The organism is Alteromonas sp. MTD1 (assembly GCF_042848195.1).
Lineage (GTDB): Bacteria > Pseudomonadota > Gammaproteobacteria > Enterobacterales > Alteromonadaceae > Alteromonas.
This window is the reverse complement of sequence record NZ_BTGG01000012.1, coordinates 1-20742: the sequence shown is the minus strand read 5'-3', so window position 1 is coordinate 20742 and position 20742 is coordinate 1. Positions and strand designations below refer to the sequence as shown.

General features: G+C 43.4%; 14 protein-coding genes. 7 read left to right on the top strand and 7 right to left on the bottom strand.

Features of this window, described 5'->3' with window-relative positions; genetic code table 11:
- The first annotated feature begins 76 nt into the window (after positions 1-76).
- From ACGHAV_RS15650 to ACGHAV_RS15630, 5 genes are all read left to right on the top strand, one after another.
- Positions 77-919, top strand: a complete 843-nt coding sequence (locus tag ACGHAV_RS15650; RefSeq protein WP_390382715.1) for a DUF6689 family protein — start codon at positions 77-79, stop codon at positions 917-919.
- 10 nt (positions 920-929) lie between these two features.
- Complete coding sequence (locus ACGHAV_RS15645) at positions 930-1757, top strand: FHA domain-containing protein (RefSeq protein WP_390382712.1); 828 nt, start codon at positions 930-932, stop codon at positions 1755-1757.
- A gap of 80 nt (positions 1758-1837) precedes the next feature.
- Positions 1838-4966, top strand: coding sequence for a protein kinase (locus ACGHAV_RS15640; protein ID WP_390382709.1), 3129 nt, complete (start codon positions 1838-1840; stop codon positions 4964-4966).
- 1 nt (position 4967) lies between these two features.
- Positions 4968-5648, top strand: coding sequence for a sensor histidine kinase (locus ACGHAV_RS15635; RefSeq protein ID WP_390382992.1), 681 nt, complete (start codon positions 4968-4970; stop codon positions 5646-5648).
- Positions 5645-6274: a response regulator gene (locus tag ACGHAV_RS15630; protein WP_390382706.1), complete on the top strand. Its 630-nt coding sequence runs from the start codon at positions 5645-5647 to the stop codon at positions 6272-6274. The genes ACGHAV_RS15635 and ACGHAV_RS15630 overlap by 4 nt, the downstream gene beginning before the upstream one ends.
- Positions 6275-6409: 135 nt before the next feature.
- Here the strand turns inward: ACGHAV_RS15630 and ACGHAV_RS15625 are convergent, their stop codons facing one another.
- The 5 genes from ACGHAV_RS15625 to ACGHAV_RS15605 all read right to left on the bottom strand — a co-directional run bounded on the left by ACGHAV_RS15625 (position 6410) and on the right by ACGHAV_RS15605 (position 14439).
- Positions 6410-8863 (bottom strand): S8 family serine peptidase, encoded by a 2454-nt coding sequence (locus ACGHAV_RS15625; RefSeq protein WP_390382703.1) that lies wholly within the window; start codon positions 8861-8863, stop codon positions 6410-6412.
- 644 nt (positions 8864-9507) lie between these two features.
- Positions 9508-10095, bottom strand: a complete 588-nt coding sequence (locus ACGHAV_RS15620; protein ID WP_390382700.1) for a hypothetical protein — start codon at positions 10093-10095, stop codon at positions 9508-9510.
- A 172-nt stretch (positions 10096-10267) separates the two neighbouring features.
- Positions 10268-12346: a S8 family serine peptidase gene (locus tag ACGHAV_RS15615; protein WP_390382697.1), complete on the bottom strand. Its 2079-nt coding sequence runs from the start codon at positions 12344-12346 to the stop codon at positions 10268-10270.
- Between the two features lie 124 nt (positions 12347-12470).
- Positions 12471-13124: a DUF1566 domain-containing protein gene (locus ACGHAV_RS15610; protein WP_390382694.1), complete on the bottom strand. Its 654-nt coding sequence runs from the start codon at positions 13122-13124 to the stop codon at positions 12471-12473.
- Between the two features lie 13 nt (positions 13125-13137).
- Complete coding sequence (locus ACGHAV_RS15605) at positions 13138-14439, bottom strand: ethylbenzene dehydrogenase-related protein (protein WP_390382691.1); 1302 nt, start codon at positions 14437-14439, stop codon at positions 13138-13140.
- Between the two features lie 415 nt (positions 14440-14854).
- On the opposite strand from ACGHAV_RS15605, the gene ACGHAV_RS15600 reads away from it, so the two are divergent.
- Both ACGHAV_RS15600 and ACGHAV_RS15595 read left to right on the top strand, forming a co-directional pair.
- Positions 14855-17098 (top strand): pre-peptidase C-terminal domain-containing protein, encoded by a 2244-nt coding sequence (locus tag ACGHAV_RS15600; protein WP_390382688.1) that lies wholly within the window; start codon positions 14855-14857, stop codon positions 17096-17098.
- Between the two features lie 23 nt (positions 17099-17121).
- Positions 17122-18768 (top strand): alkaline phosphatase D family protein, encoded by a 1647-nt coding sequence (locus tag ACGHAV_RS15595; RefSeq protein WP_390382685.1) that lies wholly within the window; start codon positions 17122-17124, stop codon positions 18766-18768.
- Between the two features lie 81 nt (positions 18769-18849).
- On the opposite strand, the gene ACGHAV_RS15590 is transcribed toward ACGHAV_RS15595, so the two are convergent.
- On the bottom strand, positions 18850-19008 hold the full coding sequence (locus ACGHAV_RS15590) for a hypothetical protein (protein WP_390382682.1): 159 nt from the start codon (positions 19006-19008) through the stop codon (positions 18850-18852).
- A gap of 158 nt (positions 19009-19166) precedes the next feature.
- The gene (locus tag ACGHAV_RS15585) at positions 19167-20507 is read right to left on the bottom strand and encodes an alkaline phosphatase PhoX (protein WP_390382679.1); all 1341 of its coding nucleotides are present in this window, start codon (positions 20505-20507) and stop codon (positions 19167-19169) included.
- Between the last annotated feature and the right edge of the window lie 235 nt (positions 20508-20742).

The window sequence follows — 20742 nt, the reverse complement described above, 5'->3', positions numbered from 1 at the left end:
TTCAGGTGTCACTATTTCCCTTGATAGTGACACCTTTTTAGTTTACTTTTTATACAGAATTAAAGAGGTCATCACTATGAAGTTAACTGCGATGAAATTCAGAAGTATAGCCTGCGCCATTATTGGCTTTGTTCTGTTAGCGACACAAACACACGCTCAAGTTGTTTCACCTGCATCGATCACAATCGACGACAACCGAATAAAAGCAAAGCTCGCTTTAAGTTTACTTACCGAAGTTGATCTTACATTAGAATTCGAAAACAGCATTGGCTTGAATACTGACAGTATTGAAATAACAGCCGAGCTCATTGACCCTACCGATATTTCGATTGTTAGTCGTTTACCTTCAACGCTAACAAACGCCATTGCAGGTTTTCCCGTACTGGTATCAATATCACCAAAAGCAGACGCTGGCTTTGGCTTTGAAGGCCCAGCCATGGTTGAGCTGTACACCAAAGCGGTGCACTATGACCCAGCGGTGCCACTACGTTTATTTACCTCGCACGACAACGGTACGTTCGAGGACATTACCACCCTAACCTCTTCGGGCAGCTTCCGCGCAAGAGGCAGCACTGGACGATTTTCCGATTTCATTATTCTGTTAGATACGCGTAGCCCTGCAGCCATCATAAATAACAAAGTGAATGACTTACGCAACACGCTAACAGCGAATCAATATAGTGTTGATGCTGCGTTATACACTGCACTTGACGCAAGCGTGTCAAACATAGCGCACGCAGTCTCAGGCTTAGACTATGCAGCTGCGATGGTAATTGTGGACCACGCAATATCATTGGCTGAGAATGCAAATGGGGCACAGCTTCCAAACGTGTGGCGTTCAAGCGGTGATATCGTTAACGTACAAGGCGAGTTGCTAACGCAACTTAAAACTTTACGCTACAGCTTACGTATTCTATAAGGCCACAACCATGCCTTTACAGGTTGCAATAAAGCAGCACGATGGAACCGTTGCTGAACATTTACTGTTTGAAGGAAGAGATTACAGCGTAGGTAGATCGTTGGAGTCTGATGTTGTTATTAACCATCCACAGGTTTCACGTTCTCACGCATTGATTAACGCAGACAACGATAAAAATTGGTACATAGACGACATCAGTTCCACCGGATGCTTTTCGTTCGGCCAACCAATAAAGAAGTTAAAACTAGATAAGACACAACATCTGCATCTAGGACCGGTGTCATGTGAATTGAAACCGTTAGATTACAGTAACGTCATAAAACTAGACAGTCAGCGAGAGTGGCGTAGAACACAACTATCGCGCTACCAAAGCCAGCTTCAGCATTGTGATAGCAGCGCTTCGCTCGTGCACCTCGCGAGAGAGTGTTTAACTCAATCGTTAGGTTGCGAACGAGCTTCGCTAGTACTCTTCGACAATATAAGCCAATTTCAACTGGGCGTAGGTTACGAGCCCTGGATGAACGGTGATGGCTTTACTGGAAGTAGGACAATAATAAAACGTAGCATGGAACAAGGTGACGTGCTTGCTCTTGGTAATATTGTTGCCGAGAACGACTTTAATACCCAACACAGTATTATCAAATACGGGATCCAAGCAGCTATTAGTATACCTGTGGTCGTAAACGATAGACCGGTAGGTGTGTTATATGCTGACTCAACCAAGAACAGAATGTATTTCACGCAAACTGACATAGAGTTCGCTCGTTCGCTTGCTAACCTAATTTCACTGCGTTTGTTATTCCACACAATTGAGCATAAACTGTCTCTTATAAGCTAATATAAAAATAATAAAAGTCAGATCGCCTTCTAGTATGAGGAGGCGACGAAGACACTAGTTGAATAATTGTGGAGTTGCCTTTGAATAGGCCAGATTTACCCTCGTCAGCACAAGAACAACTACAAACAGCAAATCTTTTTTCAGGTCCAAGGCTTGAAGAAGGCGCTATGCTGTCTCAACGATTTAGGATCACACGCCGACTTGGGCAAGGCGCTCAAGGTCTGGTATACCTCGCTAAAGACGAACTGCTTGATACAGATATAGCAATTAAGGTCATAGAAGGGTGCGTAACAGATCCGCATCAAATGACAATACTTCGCAATGAAGTGAATATTGCCCGCCAGTTACAACACCCTAACATTATTCGTGTGCACGATGTATTTTGCGACGGTGATTTAGCCTTTTTCACCATGGAGTTTGTCTCTGGTGAGCCACTATACGAACGCATACAAGAAGGCATTAGCAAAGCCGACTTCGATCTTTGGCGAGGGCAGCTACTTGAAGCTATTTCTGCGTGTCAATCAGTAGGTATAAAACACGGCGATATAAAACCCGACAATATACTGGTTGATGCGGAAAATAACTTAAGGCTCATTGACTTTGGTATTGGGCAAAACGACAACATGTTTTCTCAAACTAGCGGTCACCACCAATATACCGCCCCGGAAGTTCTACATACGGGTATTGCAAATGAGCAGTCTGACGTTTACAGCGCAGGTAAAGTACTTGAGGACATGTTCTTACACGTAAAAGGCGGTCGCTTTAGCGCTAGCAAGTTATTGTGGAAGTTTAATCAAAAACGCCTAATAAGCCGGTTAACGGCAAAAAACCCACACAACCGCCCTGCTCTTCACTCGCTTACCACAGAGAAGGCCGATAGCACACGGTCGATTCTCACAATATTCACAACAAGTGCTATCTTATTCGTAGGCATCATAGTGTATCTGGCATTACCGCTTATAAATAAGCCTATTGAAAAACTGGCTGCTGATCATCCTGTTCAAATGGTGATACTTCCTCATCCGGACTATCCTTTGTTAGACACCATTTCTGAATTGCTGCGATACCCGCTATCAACGCATCCCGATATAGCATTAGTCTCGCAACAGCAAACACTTGATCTGATTAATAACCTTGCATTAAATCCTGCCGAAAATGACACTCAACGCGTTGATTTAGCTGCAATCTTAGCAGCGGATACCCTACTTTTACTTGATGCAACACCGACAACTAGTCAATCATACTTATTGCATGCCACTGTATTGTCTATGCCTGCTAATCAACCTATCTTTTCAACATCAGCATCTGTTTCTGCAAACACATTGCCCGAAGATTTAACTGTGTTTGCTAATGAATTAATAGATACGCTATTTTCATCGTTGAATACAGATAAACCATTACCGAACCTCGACTATTTGCAGGCACTAGATATTGCATGGCAAAAAGGTGAAATGCTATCGGCATCGCAAAGCGTTGACGCCATAATTTCAACGACGCCAGATTATCCAGGTGGGTGGGTAGCAAAAGCAAATCTAGCAATTGAGCAAGGCGATTTCGCAACAGCGAAAAAAGCATTAGACCAACTGGATAATTTACCCAAACTGGAAGAGTATTGGACATTGCAATCTGCCTTAATAAGAGCGCAAATTTACGATGACCTACAGCTTGCCAAACAAGCAATAAATGCTCTCGTTTCCGCGTATCCTAACCGTGCTGATTTGCTAGCCACACGTGCCGACATCCATCAGTGGGCGGGCGATGACAGTGCCGCAATGGCAGACTATTCAGCAGCCATTTCGTTAAGACCCAACGATGGACAATTGTGGTTTGAGCTTGCTCGCCTACAAATTATCAATGGCGATATAGAAACCGCCACCAGCGACACGCTCACAAAAGCACTGGTGGCTTTCAGAAGGGTTAAAAATACCGTCGGTGAAAGCCTCGTGCTTAACGGCTTCGGCGTAGCGCATATGCGAATGGCAGAAAATGAGACCGCGATTAAATATTTCCAGGATTCATTGATGCTTAGGCGTGCTGACACACAGCCATCTGAAAGAGCAAAAACACTTGCCAACCTAGCACTTGCAACGTCTATGAATGGACGTTATGAAAACGCAGAGAGTGCATTGAAAGAAGCACTGACCCTGCTGCACGAGTTGGGTGATTTGCATCAAGAAGCCCACATACATGACTCACTCGGCTTCTTATATGAAGAGCAAGGCTTGTATAAAGACGCACTATCCTACTACAAAAAAGGGTTAGACCTACGCGTTCAAATTGATGACAAATCGCTGCAACCAGAGAGCATGAGTAACGTTGCCTATATGCACTTCCTTATAGGTGACCTTTCGCTGGCGGAAATATACTGGCAGCAGGCATTGTCGTTATTTGAACAAAATGGTGACAAGTCACACCTGTTGCGAACCTATCAAAATTTGGCACAACTTAGCTTAGTAAAGGGAAACAATACTGTTGCAACGCGTTACCTAACAAAAGTAGCAAATAATATTACCAAGGAGAACGAGCAAGAGAGGATGTACAACTACTTGCTTTATAGCTTCTTGCACTTTGCGACTGGTAACAGAAAAGAAGCGTTTGAAAATATCATGAACGCAGAGGTGCTTGCACAAGAGAATAGTGACTTGCGTGCATTCGTAGAGATTAATTTGTGGAAAGCTGAGGCCTGTTTAAAAATCGCTGATTGGCAATGTACCGAAGACACGTTGAAAAAAATAGAAGGTGACATTTCGCCACAAAGTCATGAACAATACGCTGTTTATCAATGGCTCAATTTATCGCTGACGCATCACACTGTAAGTCCAGTTAACGATAAAAGTCAGGTTTACAATGCATTAGTTGACACAACCAACATCCCGGTTATCACAGAAATCAAAATACTGCTTGATATGCAACAGCGATTGGCATTAGACATTAACAGTGATGCAATGAAAAAATCGTCGCAATTAATGAAAACCAGTTTCTATCAGCCTCATCTCGAGTGGCTTTATATCAAGGCAAAAGCGGGCGATGAAAAAGCACGATATACTTTAGAACAACAAATTACGCTTCATGATGCATATTGGCGAAATCACATCTATTATTCAATCATACCCGGCAATGAAGCTCGCCAACTTCAGCTTACCTCTCAGTGGCTGAGTGGCATGACTGAAGATCAAGCTAAAAATTACAGGAAGGCCTATCTTGAGTGATGTGGAAAAAGCACTGGAAGATATCCGCGCGTTACAAGACGCACTGAAGCAGCGCCTAGATGATGATCAAGCCGTTCTACAGCAACTTGCCAAGCGCTTGTGGGCGCAACAAGAATCCGAGAAAGCCAAACTATCTCGAGAACTACACGACGGCATCGGACAGCTACTTACGGGGCTTACACGTCGCCTGCAGGCATTATCGAAAGAATCTCCTGAATTAGAAACACTTCACGGCATTTCCGAGATGGCATTGCATGACGTACGACAGCTGTCTCGGTTAATGAGCCCAACTATTCTTGATGATTTAGGTTTAAAGCCGGCATTGAACTGGTTGTGTAGAAACCTGTTGGAAGATGAACCCATTAACTATACGAGTGATATTACGCTTCCCTCTGAGATCCCAAAAGAGATAAGCATACTTATTTTTCGTATTGCGCAAGAAACGTTAGTTAACACTATCAAGCATAGTGAAGCATTAACGATCACCATCACACTTGGGTTTCACCATAATATCGTGAGGCTTGATATTGTTGATGACGGCAAAGGTTTTGATAGTAAAACTATCGAACCAGGAATAGGACTTTCTAGTATCAAGGATAGAGCGTCGGCTTTCAGTGCAAATTTAGAAATTGTTTCTGCACCTGGGAAGGGAACGCGCACTACATTAACGGTACCAATATGACCATAAACGTTGTAATTGCAGACGACCATGTATTAATGCGCCAAGGCGTAACCCAAATGCTTAACGCCAACGAACACATTAGCGTTGTAGACGAGTGTAACGATGGCGTTGAATTAATTGCATCCGTACTAAAGCACTCACCTGATGTCATTTTAATGGATATATCGATGCCACGCATGAGTGGTTTAGTGGCAATCGATAAAATACTTTCGCAAAGAAGCATGGCTAAAGTACTGGTATTGTCTATGCACAACGAAGTTGAATATGTTGAAGCTATGCGAGATGCGGGGGCAAAAGGCTACGTTTTAAAAGAGTCATCAGGCGAAAGTTTAGTGGACGCCATCAAAAAGGTGGCGGCGGGGAAAACATGCTTTCCTGACACAGAAGAAAATAGTGAAGATGGGCAGTGCCAGAAGCATATTTCGCCATTGAGCGTTCTTACTCGTCGAGAGCGCGAAGTATTTTTCTTAGTGGCGGCTGGTAATACAAGTAAGAGAATTGCTGAGCTATTAGATATGAGTTTGAAGACTGCTGAGAATCACAGAAGCAATATTTATAAAAAATTAGACCTGAGTAGTTCTGCTGAGCTAATAAGAATGGCCGGCAAAGCCGGCCTACTTGAATAAGTTAATGATGAAGTATTAACTGGAAAGCTGTCATAACCGGGTAATATCTAAAACATTAACGAGGTGCTATGTCCTTTTACTTATTATTTTTCCCGAAACAAAAGAAGAGGGTAGCGAATCGCTACCCTTTATTTTTTATCGCTTAGTATCGAATTGAGTGATAATAAACGCCGCCTCACCACGCGAGATAGATGCAGATGGATTAAATTTCGCTACTGTTTCTGTCTCGAAGCTGAAAGGTTTCTGTACAACTTCATACTCAACTGTCATTAGGTTCATTGCCAGCGCTTGCTGAACGTAACCTTTAAGCTCAGCCGGGATTAGGTCAGCGTCGATAACTTCAACCTCTTCACCTCTGAACAAAGCGAATACCTTATCAGCGTCGAACGCTTTTGCATCAGCTTCCAATCCTAGCGCTTGTACCATTGAGTATGCCATTTCTGCACGTGATACTGTAGATGCTGCGCCGAAAAATTCACCGTTTTCTGGCATCATAAGTGCCTCGTCTACCATATCAAGATCCTTAAGCACAGAGCCCTTTTGCGTTACAGAGTTAACCGCTGCTGCCATAGAAGCGTCAACATCGTTGAATGAAGCTTCATTACCTTTCAAAGCCTGACGTACGTTTGCACTTAGTACTAATGCATCGGCAAGTTCAACACGTGTTAGCGGGTCATTTGGCTTGAAGCCGTCTGCCTTCGCATCCATTAGTTCGTTAGCAACCACGTTCTCAATAAACTCTTGTGCTACGTGACCTACAGCGTCGTCAATTCCAGTAAAACCAGCTGTTTCAAGGAAGCGAATGTTTACTGTCGTAGTGCCCGGTACACCTACACCGTTAGTAACACCTAGCGGGTCGATACACGCGCCAGCAATACAACCGATACCTCGCATATACACTTTCCAAGTACCAGGCATACCCGTAGCGGCAGTACCTGTTGAAGAACCTAGAACTGGCAAGCCAATTCCACCTGAGTACGTATTACCCTTTGGATCTTCAAGTACAAACGTTGTTCCAGTCTCGATAGATGCGTTCGCAATTACCATAGACACGCCTTCTGGCACTTCAAACGTCACTGCTGGTGACTCACCTACAGGAAGGAACGTTACATCCTCAGAGAAAGAATCGCCTTCAGTAACATTTGCGAATGCGTTGAACTCGCGGTTTTGCTTAACCGTATCGCCATATACCTCAACACCATCAAGTACTGCTTTTACAGCCGCGTAAGCATTCGCGTAACCAGCACCTGCTTCCCATTCAGCAAGACCAGCCATTGGCGTAGCCGTTTCTTGAAGAATCGACTTCACTTCACGCCATTGAAGGTTTGGATTAGCTTCAAGCATTAGTGCAACTATACCCGACGCATGTGGGGCCGCCATTGATGTACCGCTTGATACGGTATAAAAAGGCACTTGCTCAGGAGCAATCAATTCGGCGTCGTCTTGTGCACTTAGGCCACCAAGGCTTGAAAGTGATGCACGTGCAGAAATAATGTCTACGCCTGGTGCTGTTATTGTTGGGCGGTCTTCCCATACAAATACTTCACCATCAACAACCGCTTCGCCACCTTTACCGTCAACACCACGTGAGCTGAAATCTGCAAGGTTGCCGTCTTTATCACCCGCTGCCACTGTGATTACCCATGGCGCCTTTTTAAAGTTACCAGTAATCGTTGACTCACCTGGGCCTGAGTTACCCGCAGAGAATACGGTGATGATACCGTTGTCTGCTAAGTCTTTCGTTACAACGTTAGTTGGGTGGTCAGGCTCAAAGTCTGTACCAACATCACTCGTTTGACCGAATGAGTTAGAAATTACACGAATACCGTATGTAAACTGGTTGGTTAGTGCATAATCAAAGCCACCGATGGTATCAAGGATGAATAGACCAGCACCTGAACCATAACCAATGATATCTGCGCCCGGTGCAACACCTGCGTGCATACCATCGCTTCTCATACCGCTGCCACCTACTGTGCCCGCAACGTGCGTACCGTGGCCGCCAAGAATGTCTGTGTTAGCTACACCTTCTTGATAGGTAATTGGAAGTACACCGCTAAAACCTCTTAGGTTTACCTGCGCTAGTACGTTTTGAACTACGTGGTTTGGATATGACAAATCGCTGTGCGTACCATCTACACCAGAATCGTTTACTACAACACCAATGCCTCTACCTGATACTGGCATGCCGTTCAAACGAATATCTCTATCACCACGTAACTTTTGAACACCAGTAAGTTTAGTTGCTTCGTGATTTTCAAGTTCAAGCTTGTCGTTGTTCCATACTGAAACAACGTCGTCGCGTTGATATAGCGCTTCTACTTGCGCTTTAGTAGCAAGTACGCCTACCACTGGCAAGCTGTGCATGCTAACACCGCCAGTGATACCTAGTGCATGGATAGCGTCTAGTTGGCTTTCTGTAACTGCACCTTCATTATCAAAAGTCACAATTACTTCGTGTAACTCTAACGGCGCTTCCGCTAGATTGTTTGCAAGCGTCTCATGGAACGTTTTTGCGTTTACCATAGTTGCTGGTAATGCGAATGAAACGGCTGCTGCTAAAACTGATTTTTTACTTAAGAACTTCATAGTACACCTCTCTCTTCAAGTACACCTTGAGTATTTCTTAAACAGCCTTTTCGCTCTATGGGGGGTTACCCCCAAAGCAACAATTTTTCTTCACATATTTTTTACATTAAAAAATTAACATTAATTTTCAATACATTAGAATGAAAAGTAAGGGGCAAATTATTTAACATGAAAGATATGAATCGCTTGCAGAAGCGCTGTTAATGGTAATGCAACCTTAATTATCTGAGTATTCATAAAGGATGAGAAATTAAAGACAGTTGCATTATATTTTTAGAAGAAGCAATCCCCCAAAATCCACTGAATTAATCTAGGCACTTAGTTGCTAAGCAATTAGTTAACAGCATAAGGCCCATATAGAGATGAAAATAGCCAACCTCAAGAGCACTCACAATTTTTAAATAGCTAAACAGAGCGCTTACGGCGTAACAATGTATATTCACGCCTTATGAAAGACTAGAAGTCTCCACTTGCAACCTATCTAGAGAAGCCTTGTCAATTGACTTATTCTTAATCTGAAAGTGAGCTGTGAACATTTTGCTCAAGCGTATGCAAAAAAAAAGCCCTCACATTTGTGAGGGCAAGGGATAACCAATCAACATAGTGGAGTGATTGGGGGAACCGTTAAACAACGGGAACAAAAACTATTCGTCGCGCATTCTTCTTAGTACTAAACCAATCGCCACTAAGAAGAACATTGACAACGTGGCAGGCGCACTTACTTGGGCGTAGTATTCGTCTGGTACGTTTACTAAAATCAAATTACCGGCACACACTACGTCACTTTTGAAAGTTAAGCATGTATCGTTCGTCGAGTTTTCCGAAAACATACCTGTATAGAAATAGTAAAATTCTTCTTCATCGTTTACATCGTTTAAAAACTCAAAACCGAACCCTTCGCCATCGCTGTTACCGAACACTTCGTCGATCAAGTTTTCGACATACAATTCGCCATCAGCAAACCAACCATCGCCCATGTAGTCTGTGTATGAAATGTCGTAAGACGTGCTTTGGCCGCCAAAGTCATAAATGTTTAGGGTAAAGAATAGGTCAGAAAAATTAAGCGTGTTTACATCGGACTTTGCGTTGTAAGACAGGTATCCTGAGAAATCCCACACCAATTCATTCTCGTCGTTAACCGCACTTATCTTGTCAAAATCAAATTTATATATGATTGATGCAAAAGAATTTAATGAGAATAAACCTAGGAACAACATGCTTGCTAATTTCATAACATCACCTACTGCTTAATTACCTCTTGAGCATTCAGTATTGTTCTAAATCATAAAGCTATCTATGGGGGGTTCCCCCTATCTGATTATATCTACGCAAATGCGCGCATAAAAAAGCCTCGCGGTTTTCACTGCGAGGCTTGAAAAAGCTACTATATAGCGCTTTCTATTTTTAGTTTGATGCGGTTGTTACCGTTGTCTCGATTGCAAACGGTGTCGCTACGCTAATAAAACCAGTTACTCGTAGCAAATAGGTACCCGCCATAGTAGGTTCGAATGCCAGGCTTTCTGGGTTTGCTAACGAAGCACTAGAAGCAACTTCTTCACCGTTAGGATCAACAAGGTAAAAATCTAAGTCTGCTACCGCGTCCCACGATAGTGTTGACTCAATTTTTGTATCGCCGGCTTGAATTTCGAGCGGAAGTTCTTGTACCTCAAGGTTTTCAGCTGATGGTCCCATCAGACCTTCGTCCGTCTGTGTGCGCTCTGAGAACACAACATCGTTCGAAAGGAAAGAACCATCTACTTCAATGCGGTCTAAAGCGATATTTCTTGAACGCGTAACCAATTCAACATTATGTGCGCCCTCACCCATGTTATCTAAAGTAAAAGTGACAAAACCTGGATTAAACTTATCGGTACCCGGAACGTGAACAACCTCACGTTCTACTAACTTACCATCTACGTAAAATTCAACGGTACCAGGACGTTTTCTGCGTGTAACGATGGTGAAGCGCACACGATCACCGTTTACAACAGTGCTTACAGAAGAAGATGTAGAAGTGCCAATTTCTATCGAACCTTCATACGCGTCTTTTATTGCAAGCTCACGCCATGTACCTTCGTAGTTTAGCTTTTCATCATTATTGTCAATCGTTGTCCATTCACCTTTACTTGACCATACTGTGTCGCCGTCCATAAAAGCACGCATATTGCCTGTGGTTTCCATAGCTAATTGAATAGCAGCAGGAACATCGATGTAACCAGCACCCACTTCATGTGGTTGGTAGTCTGGCATTGGCTCTGCGGTTTCCATCATGATTGATTCAATTTGATCTGGTGATAAATCAGGGTTTGCTTCCAACATAAGTGCAGCGACACCAGCAATAAACGGTGTAGCCATAGAAGTACCACTGATAGTGTGATAGTAAAGCGCGTACGATGGATTATTTAGATCAATAACTGGCCCCATTGCACCGATGGCTGTATTTGGTGCACGTGTTGACGTTATGCTTTGACCTGGTGCCGTAATGTCAGGTTGCTTATATTGTACGTCAGCTACGCCTCGGCTAGAGAAATCTGCTAATAGCTTCTCGCTTGTTCCTGCCGCAACATTAATTACCCATGGCGCAATGGCATACTGGTTTAGGGTATTTTCGTCTGGACCAGAGTTAGATGCAGCGAAGCTTACTACCATACCATTTCGGTACGCTTCATAAGATGCCACGTTAATAGGGTTATTAGGGTCGAAGTTAGCACCATCGCCACCACCCCAGCTGTTCGTAATTACGTCTATGCTTAAACGGTCCTGGTTGGCTATTGCGTAGTCAAAGCCCAAAAGACCATATAAGATAGAAATACCTTCACCTGCACCTAAGCCAACAATGCCGGCTTCAGGCGCGATACCATCTTCCGCGTACGCTCGGCGGCTGTCGTCTTTAGATGCTTCACCTGTGCCCGCTACCGTACCAGCAACGTGTGTGCCGTGGCCTGAAGAAGTATCACTATTTGGCACTTTTTCAACAAACACGTTAATACCGCCAAGCAAGTCTAAGTCGCCAATAATTTTTACGTTTTCAACTGTTGTTTCGCCAAGCTGTAAATCTGGGTGTGTTGCATCTACGCCTGAATCTAGCACGGCAACCGTCACGCCGTTACCGGTTAGGCCCAGCGTATCGTGAACAATGTGGCCGCCCGTAATCTCGCCCGATGTATAGTTATAATATTCAAGCGGCACATCTTGATAAATGCTTTTTACGTTGGGATTTGCAGCCAGTGCTTCAATTTGAGATTTTGTAAGTGTTGCACCAACCATTGGCATAGTTTGCAACGCCAAATACGGTACATGCAATTCTTGCATTAAGGCAGACACACCCGCTTTGTCTTTACCAGTAACGATAACTTTGTAAGTACTGCCGCCACTAGTGAGTGCTTCGGTAAGATTTGGCCCAATCAACGCGTCAGAATGTGCAAGCCCGCTAGCTGCTAGCGCCATAGTAAGTAGTGATGATTTGAACAATGTAGATTTCATTGAGCTCTCCGGTTTTTATATTTTATTAGAATTTCATTTCTTCAACCGGTTAATAGTCACCTAACGACATTTTTTTGACATAGGGAGTAACCCCTACATGTAAACGATTTGTAAAAAAATATGCTTAACGTTTACTGCTCACCAATTTAACGTATGCTGCAGTTCGATAAGGAAGCACCTTAATATCTCCAGTTCGAAAACTGACCGCCACTGCGCCCTCTTTAAGGTAACTCAAAGCATTCGTGGTGACTTCTTGTGAGTGGGATGCAGTCCAGTAATCACCTTTTTTAGTCTGAGGAAAATATGCATGATGTATTGTTGCTCCACCTGTTTTTGGCGACGGTTGTACAAGCGTTAATAGCTCACTTGGCGTGGGCAACCGCCAATGTTTATTGTTACAAAGCGCTAACTCATTTGCTTTCGAAATAAGGTGATGCGTTCCGCAACCAGCGGATTCGTAGAAGCAACTCCCTGCGTCTGGTACACCTATATTTAGTTTTTCGCTATACCAGCTGTAGCTCCAATAACTATCGAAAGGTGACTCATCATCCCTTCCAACCATCCAATATAATTTAGTACTGCTGTCATAAACACAATGCCATGGACCATCATTAGGCGACAGATATTCCCCATATTTATCCACTTTGGTAAATCGAGTCGCTTCTATTTCTAAGCTTTGATTAAAAAGTTGCGACAAACTAAATGACAACCAAGAGGCTGTAGAAAAAAAGGCAAAGCATACACATAGCACCAATAATCTGTAAACAAGTGACTTCATATGTACGGCCTCACTATTCAAAGCGTAATTTCAGTGGTTTAACGTGCCGCGTGTGTGCAATCTGTGCTCGGTCAAACGCACTTACCCACATACATATACCCTCGTCTAAGTTTAAGTCCGTGGGTTCTGATGCCTGCTTTTTCCTTACAACCTCTAAATTCCAATAACCGTCTTTATAGACCCCAAATGCTCTAACATCTGCTCGTCCCCCCTCAATTTGATTTGAACGATATAACACAGACTTTATTACGCTTCCCTCCGGCAATGTGTCTTCGTCAGCGTTGTAAGTGCGGTAATCAAACCAACTTGCGAATCCAGTTGCATCTTCGTCTGAATTTACTGGCACACGTTTTGGCGTTACGCCATCTTTGTTATACCACCGCCAATTCATAACATAGCTACCACCATAATCTGCATCTTGCTGATAGCCTGCCGTATACCTCTTGACGCCACTGACAGGCGTTGGCGGCATACCAATGTAATTGTCATCCATTAAGTACATCGCATTAGTCCTCACGGCTTTCCACTGCCATAAGTCAGCGATACCTTGCTCGGTATAGTGATAACCTTTGCCATGTGAATTAACAGGCAGTGCTTGAGAGGGTCTTGCACCTAAATGTGCTGTGCCGGCAGCAGCAATGTTGCAGCTTTTTGAAAACAACATAGCGAACTTATCTTCATAGAACGCTTTCTCATCAAACTTCTCGAAGCCATTGCTCTTCACTATCCAGCCCTTTGACGTCTTAACAATTGGAAGGTGATTTTCGCTTTTCGTTGGATCTTTCCATCTTACGAAGAAATAAGTTTCTGAAGAATTATGTAGTGCCTTGATAGACACATCGGTCGAGCCATCGAAAAAATTTGCACCAGCAAATGTTGTGACAGACAGCGCTGCTGACCTGTCCCACGCGGCTTCCTCTTGTTTTCCGTCTATGCGAATAAACGTACCATCTGACATTGATGACACATTCAATGTTGCTGGTTTACTGAGGATAATAAAATATAAAAGCAACCCACTTACCACTATGACTCCGGCATATATATGCCCGCGCAACGACAAAAGTGGTCTAAACACTATGGCAACCAAGTAAGAAAGAGGCTTTGAAAAATAGTAACGAAGAGGGTGTATAGTTATAAATCCGATGAAACCCAAGGCAAGAAAATAGTGGAGTTCGAGAACAACACGCCCAGTAATATCAAAGACAAACTGTAAAACCCCTGTCGAAAGCGAGGCAACAAGTAAGCCACTTCCCAACACGTTCAGTTTTCCTAGTACGCCCACTTCTTTTCTATTTCGATACAGACAAAATAGCATGATGGGTAAGCTTACAAGCAAACATAAACCAGCCCTCATATGCCAAACATGTACAAGTCCTGATGGCAACAACCAATCGAGTTCAAGCCAGATCGCATATTGCTGTGATGCAATGCGCAATCCACTCAACAAAAGGACCAGCGCACTTGCACCTACAATTAAGTGACTGATAAGAAATAGTTGTTTGCATTTCATAACAAATAAATGAATGTTGGATTGCCAATTTAAATGCTACCGCGCTGCTCAAGACTTAAACAATAGGTTATTCCCCCCACCACAGGCTGAATTTTTGTTACAGTTTTTTGAATTTTTTATTACTCCCAGCTCAATGAGGGGTTACCCCTATTTCCGCCCTCTTTCTGTTTTCATCTAATAGCTGCAATTATTTTCTAGAATCATTTTAGGCTGAAAATTTATGAAGACTTTTACATATGCAGTCGTGGTTTTGTTTGTCACCTGTTTTTCATTAAGCAGTAAAGCTGCCACTCACTTGTATCGATTAACTTGGGATTCTGACCCTTCGCACGAGGCTATCATCGGTTTCTCTCCAAAGACGGTCAGTCTTTCCCCTTATGTGATGTTCGGTATGTCAACCGATGAGTCATCTTGGAAAAGAGCCGATGTAAGTGCTACTGCATCTTTCTTCAGCCTATCATCATCCTTTGTACGTCTTACTTCGCTGCCATCTGATAGCGCAATTTACTTTACCGTTTGCGATCAAGATGGATGTGGGCAACGCATGTGGTTCAAGACAGCAGCGGACTATCAGAAGCCTTTTACGGCAATAGCCGGAGGCGATACACGCACGGGTTGGACAACCCGTCGTGATGGCAATGCTCTTGTCGCAAAAATACGTCCGCTTTTCGTAATGCACGGCGGTGATTTTACTAATGGTAATACGCCAATAGAAATGCTTGGTTTTTTAGATGACTGGCAATTAACAATGTCGGAAGACATCATCAACGGTAAGTCATACAAACGTATCTATCCTCTTATTCCCACACACGGAAATCATGAAGACACAAACTACGCAACATTATGCCAAGTGTTCGGTGTTGACTATGTACGCGACGACGTTTGTGACGAACAAGACGCTTACGGTGCAATGACGATTAATGGCCTAGCACGTATTTACACGCTAAATAGTCAGTTTCAGGAAAGTGGATGGCAGGTATTCGCTGATCAAATGAACGCATGGCTAGAAGACGACTTAAATACGCATGCAAATGAAAACATTTGGCGCATCGCACAATATCACAAACCCATATTTCCACACTTCGACGGCAAACCCAAAAATGAAGGCTTGTTTAACTGGTGGGCATCTTTATTTTACGCAAACAATATGAACCTGGTTGTCGAATCAGACACACATATAAATAAACTGACCTATCCACTTCAGCCTGCTACCGATAACATTGATTTTGTGCGTAATGATGAAGGCGGAACAGTATATGTAGGAGAAGGTAGCTGGGGCGCGCCAGCACGCTCGGCTAATCAGTCGTTTCCCTGGACAGTAGATCTAGCAAGCGTTCAACAGTTTAAGGTCCTAAGCGTAACTGAAAGTCGTTTGGATGTTCGCACTGCTGAGTTTGAAGAAGCAGCTAATGCCCTGACTAGAGACGAGCGTAGTGCAAACCCTCTTGCACTCCCGGACAAAGTTACCTGGTGGCATGCAAATGGTATAGGTGACGTTTATTCACTCGTACAAAACACACATGGAAAAACCGCTTTAGTCGATAATAACACTCAAGGAACGCGCTCATTTACACTTACAGCTAACCACGACAGTTATATTGCTAGCGCTAGGCCAACAATGAACTATAACGGCTCTCAGAAAGGTATGATGGTGGTGAATAACAGCCAAAAGTTCGGTGATACGCATGCCCTTATGCGTTTTGATGCTACTGCAATTGCAAGATGTGCCGAGCTGAAAAGCGCTGCGTTATCGTTTCAGGTTAACCCTGCTGAAACACGACCGGTAACAAGTCTTGTCAGTGAATTGGTCCCCAACTTCCCTCAAAACCCATCATCACTTGGTATTGTGCTGGCGCAACCGTCATTTTTAGAGTCTCGTGTTAACTGGAACAACGGTAACTCCTTATTGAGCGCTCAGGTACTGAATACCGTTGAGGCTGTTGATGCAGGAAATAACGTAACCGTTCCTCTAGACAGCAATACAATTAAGAATCTTCAAGCACAATTTATAAAACATAATGCGTTTGGCTTCGGTATCACCTCACTGCACCCAACAATAGAGCGATTTATAGATGCAAGCGAAAATACAAAAGCACCAACTCTCCACACTACATTTGCTGCTAGTAAGTCTTGTTTTAATACTCCTAACAATCAGTTAGCAGCAAACCAGGTTATGAATGACTTGTCGGGAAGAAAATACTCTTTCATTAAATATCAGTTAGCAGAATCCGCAGTTGATAGACAAATAAGCATCAGTACATCTGGCGGTTTTGGCAATGCCAACCTATATGTAGCTGTCGGTGAAGACGTAACACTCAATCAATATAACTGTCGCCCATATACAAAAGGTAACGATGAGAAATGTGTAGTTGACGTTCCTGCAAGCAAAAAAGTGCACATTGGTATCCATGGCAGGGAGCGCTACAGCAGCATGATGCTCACAATCGCTGCACAATCATCTTAAAGCCAAATTAGAGGAATATCACAATGACATCGCCTTTTAATAATTCGCGACGAAAATTTTTAAGTACTATAGGTGCTTCAGCTTCGTTTTTAACAGCTTCTGCTGCGGGGAGCACCTTAGGTAATTCCGTATCTAACCTAACATTGCCTTTTAAGAAAGATAATAACCACTATTTTCAACACGGTGTGGCCAGTGGCGATCCGCTCGCTCACGCTGTGATACTGTGGACAAGAGCAAGCAGATGCAGTGGCGTGGTCGATGTTACATATTTTGTCGCGCTAGACCCTGAAATGAGAAACATAGTTCAAGAAGATGTGGTTACCACTTCAGAAGAACGCGACTATACCATTAAAGTAGATGTGCAAGGTCTTAACCCAAACACAACTTATTACTACCAGTTTGAGATAAATGGTTTCAGAAGCCGCGTTGGAAAAACAAAAACCGCTCCTTTAGACACAAGTCGAGCAAGATTTGCCGTTGTTAGTTGTTCTAATTATCCGGAGGGCTTTTTTAATGTTTACCATGCAGTGACAAACATTGACGACATAGATGCCGTATTACATTTAGGTGATTATATTTACGAATACGCCGAGGACGAGTACGGCGATGGCTCACGCCTTGGAAGAGCTCCGCTTCCTGATAAAGAAATAACCACGCTCAATGACTATCGAACTCGACATGCACAATACAAAACAGACCCGGATTTAGCCTTGTTACATGCCACACATCCATTTATTACCGTGTGGGATGACCATGAAATTACGAATGATGCGTTTAAAGACGGCGCTGAAAACCACAACGAGGGTGAGGGAGACTATCAAGCAAGAAAAGCCTTCGCTATTAAAGCCTATTATGAGTGGATGCCAATTCGAGAAGGTAACATCTATCGTCATTTTGCATGGGGTAATCTTATCGATCTTTTCATGCTAGACACGCGCATTGAGGGACGTGATCAACAAGTATCGTCTCCTGTTGCCTCTGAGCGATACGACTCAAATCGCACGTTGCTAGGAGACGCCCAAGAACAATGGCTTCTGAGTAATCTAGCATCATCCACTGCTACATGGCGTTTTCTAGGCCAGCAAGTTATGTTTGGTCAGTTTAAGGGCATAAACGCACCGAATCTTGAAGCCGCAGGCATTCCACTGACCAAAGACATAATAGCGCTCAACATGGACCAGTGGGATGGCTACCCAGAGTCACGGCAACGTGTTTTAGACGTAATTAAGGCATTTAATATTGAAAATACCGTCGTATTAACTGGCGATATTCATACATCGTGGGGCATGGAGATTTTCGAAGATAGCACTAACGGTTACACTTACAATGAACGTATTCGTTTAGGTGAGAAACCTTTAGCAGTCGAGTTTGTAACTCCGTCTGTCACCTCACCAGGGCTTGATGAACCTGTTGCCGATCCTCTCGCTCAATTAATCCCGACCATGAACCCACATATGAAGTACGTTGAATTGAAAACACATGGTTTTATGGTGGTTGATGTGACACGTCATAAGGTTAGCTGTGACTGGTGGTACGTCGACACTATCGAGAGCCCTAAATACAAAGCTTACCTCGCCAAAAGTTTGTATACGGTCTCGGGGAGTCAACGCCTGACAGAACAACCTTCCTTAGGCATTTCTTTTGACTACACCCACAATCCGTTCAACTAAGTATTAATGTTTTCGTTAAGTACAAACATGCAGTGGCTTTTGCTACTGCATTGTTGTATTTGAGAATTGCAAAAGCTTTAATCATGACTTTGGTGGCTTTACTTCTACACATACTTGGTCGCCGTAATAGTTATTAGCATAATTACACTGAGTGGCAGTTTGCTGTAAACCACTTACCGATGTGCTTCGGCCGTTTGAAGAGAAAGGCTTTAATAGGGTGTTTTTAATTATCGTGCTCATATTGCGCTCCTTGTTTTCAGTAGGGCTAGTATGAGCAAGCAAGTGAAAACAATAAAGCGATATAAACCTATTTTTCTAAAAGCTTTTTCCTATCAAAGCTTCGTCTTAGAGAATCCAGTATCGCTTGGTAATAAAGCGAAGAAAGAATACTTCACTCTTTAGCTAGATAACCAGGGGCCTGTAATAGCGAGTGTTTTACTTGGCGAGTATATATTTACAAACAGCGTTTTACCATCGGGAGAAAAGCACGCTCCAGCCAATTCAGTTTGCACGTGCAGTTTCGCAAAGTTATACACCTCTCCTTGTGGTGTTACACCGCGAAGGTGATTATCCACAACATCGGTGTACTGATCCTCACACACCAGTAGATGTCCATTAGGGCATACCGTTAAATTATCACCAAAGTTATAAAGATTTTTATCTTGGCTTTCTAAGAACAGCTGCAGCTTGTCATCTTTGTCAGATTCAGAGGGTACAAGACGCATTACCTGTCCAAGCTGTTTTCTTCCACCGTTAGTACAGCAAAAATACATTTCCCCATTACCCCAATGAATTCCTTCGCCTCGAGCAAACAATGCAGCACCTTTTGAATAACCTTGTTTACGCAGGTCATCTTGTGGACTTTCAGGGTTTTCAAGCGTAACCCACTCCACTGCAAGCCATGTCTCTAGTGGCATTTCATTAGATACCCAATTGCGCGTATCGAACTGTGGGCGACCTTTTACGACAAGTGCTTGCAATACACCGCCTTGGTCTAATTTGCCGTATTGCTTGGGTACAAAGCGATAAAGCAAACTATCGCCACGGTCTTCTGTGAGATACACAATGCCTGTTTTAGGGTCGACACAAGCCGCTTCATGATTAAAACGCCCCATTGCTTTTAAAGGCTGTGGATCGGTCATTGAAGATGCGTTTGCCGGCACTTCAAAAATAAAGCCATGATCACTACCTACCCTCCCATATGCTTTATCAACCGATTCTTCGCAGGTAAGCCATGTTCCCCATGGCGTTACGCCACCAGAACAATTACGTACTGTTCCCGTTAAGCTAACAAACTCACGCTCAACAGTTTGCGTTTTCAGGTTATAAACAATAGATGTAGTGCCGCCAGGCAATGCAGTACCGCTTTTGTAAGTGTCGTAGGCAAGCGATGATGTATGCTGTTGGATAGATTTTGGCTGCGTATCAATATGCTTTGGATGAAGCTCGTGATTACGAACAAGCACCACCTTTTCGCTATTGCCTTTTAAAGGTAAGCACCCCATACCATCAGCCCTATCGGCCACGTGAAGACCATCTGACATGCTATTACCGAAACTAGATATTATGTTGTATTTGAACCCTTCAGGAAGGTCTAACAGCTTGTTGGGGTCTGATATCAGCGCGCCATAGCCTTGACTTATCGGCATAGTAGAAACATCAATTTTTTTACCAAATGCACTAGCTGCCAAACCACCAAATGCTAGCGAACCCACTAAAAACTGACGACGAGAAATCATACTTAATCCACTCTGACACACTTACTGAAAAGAATCACAAGCATACACCAATTTTGTTACAGAGTAACAAGTATGCGGATGGGTTCACGGCGTGTTATTACCTTCCTCCTCAAGCTTTTTGCTATGTTAATTAAAGAGGGAGTGAAGCCCCATCAAAAACTCTCAGCAGCAGGGACGCTGCTGCGAAGCCGCCATGGATGGCTTTACGGCGTGTTTCCCCTCTCCCACTAGCTTC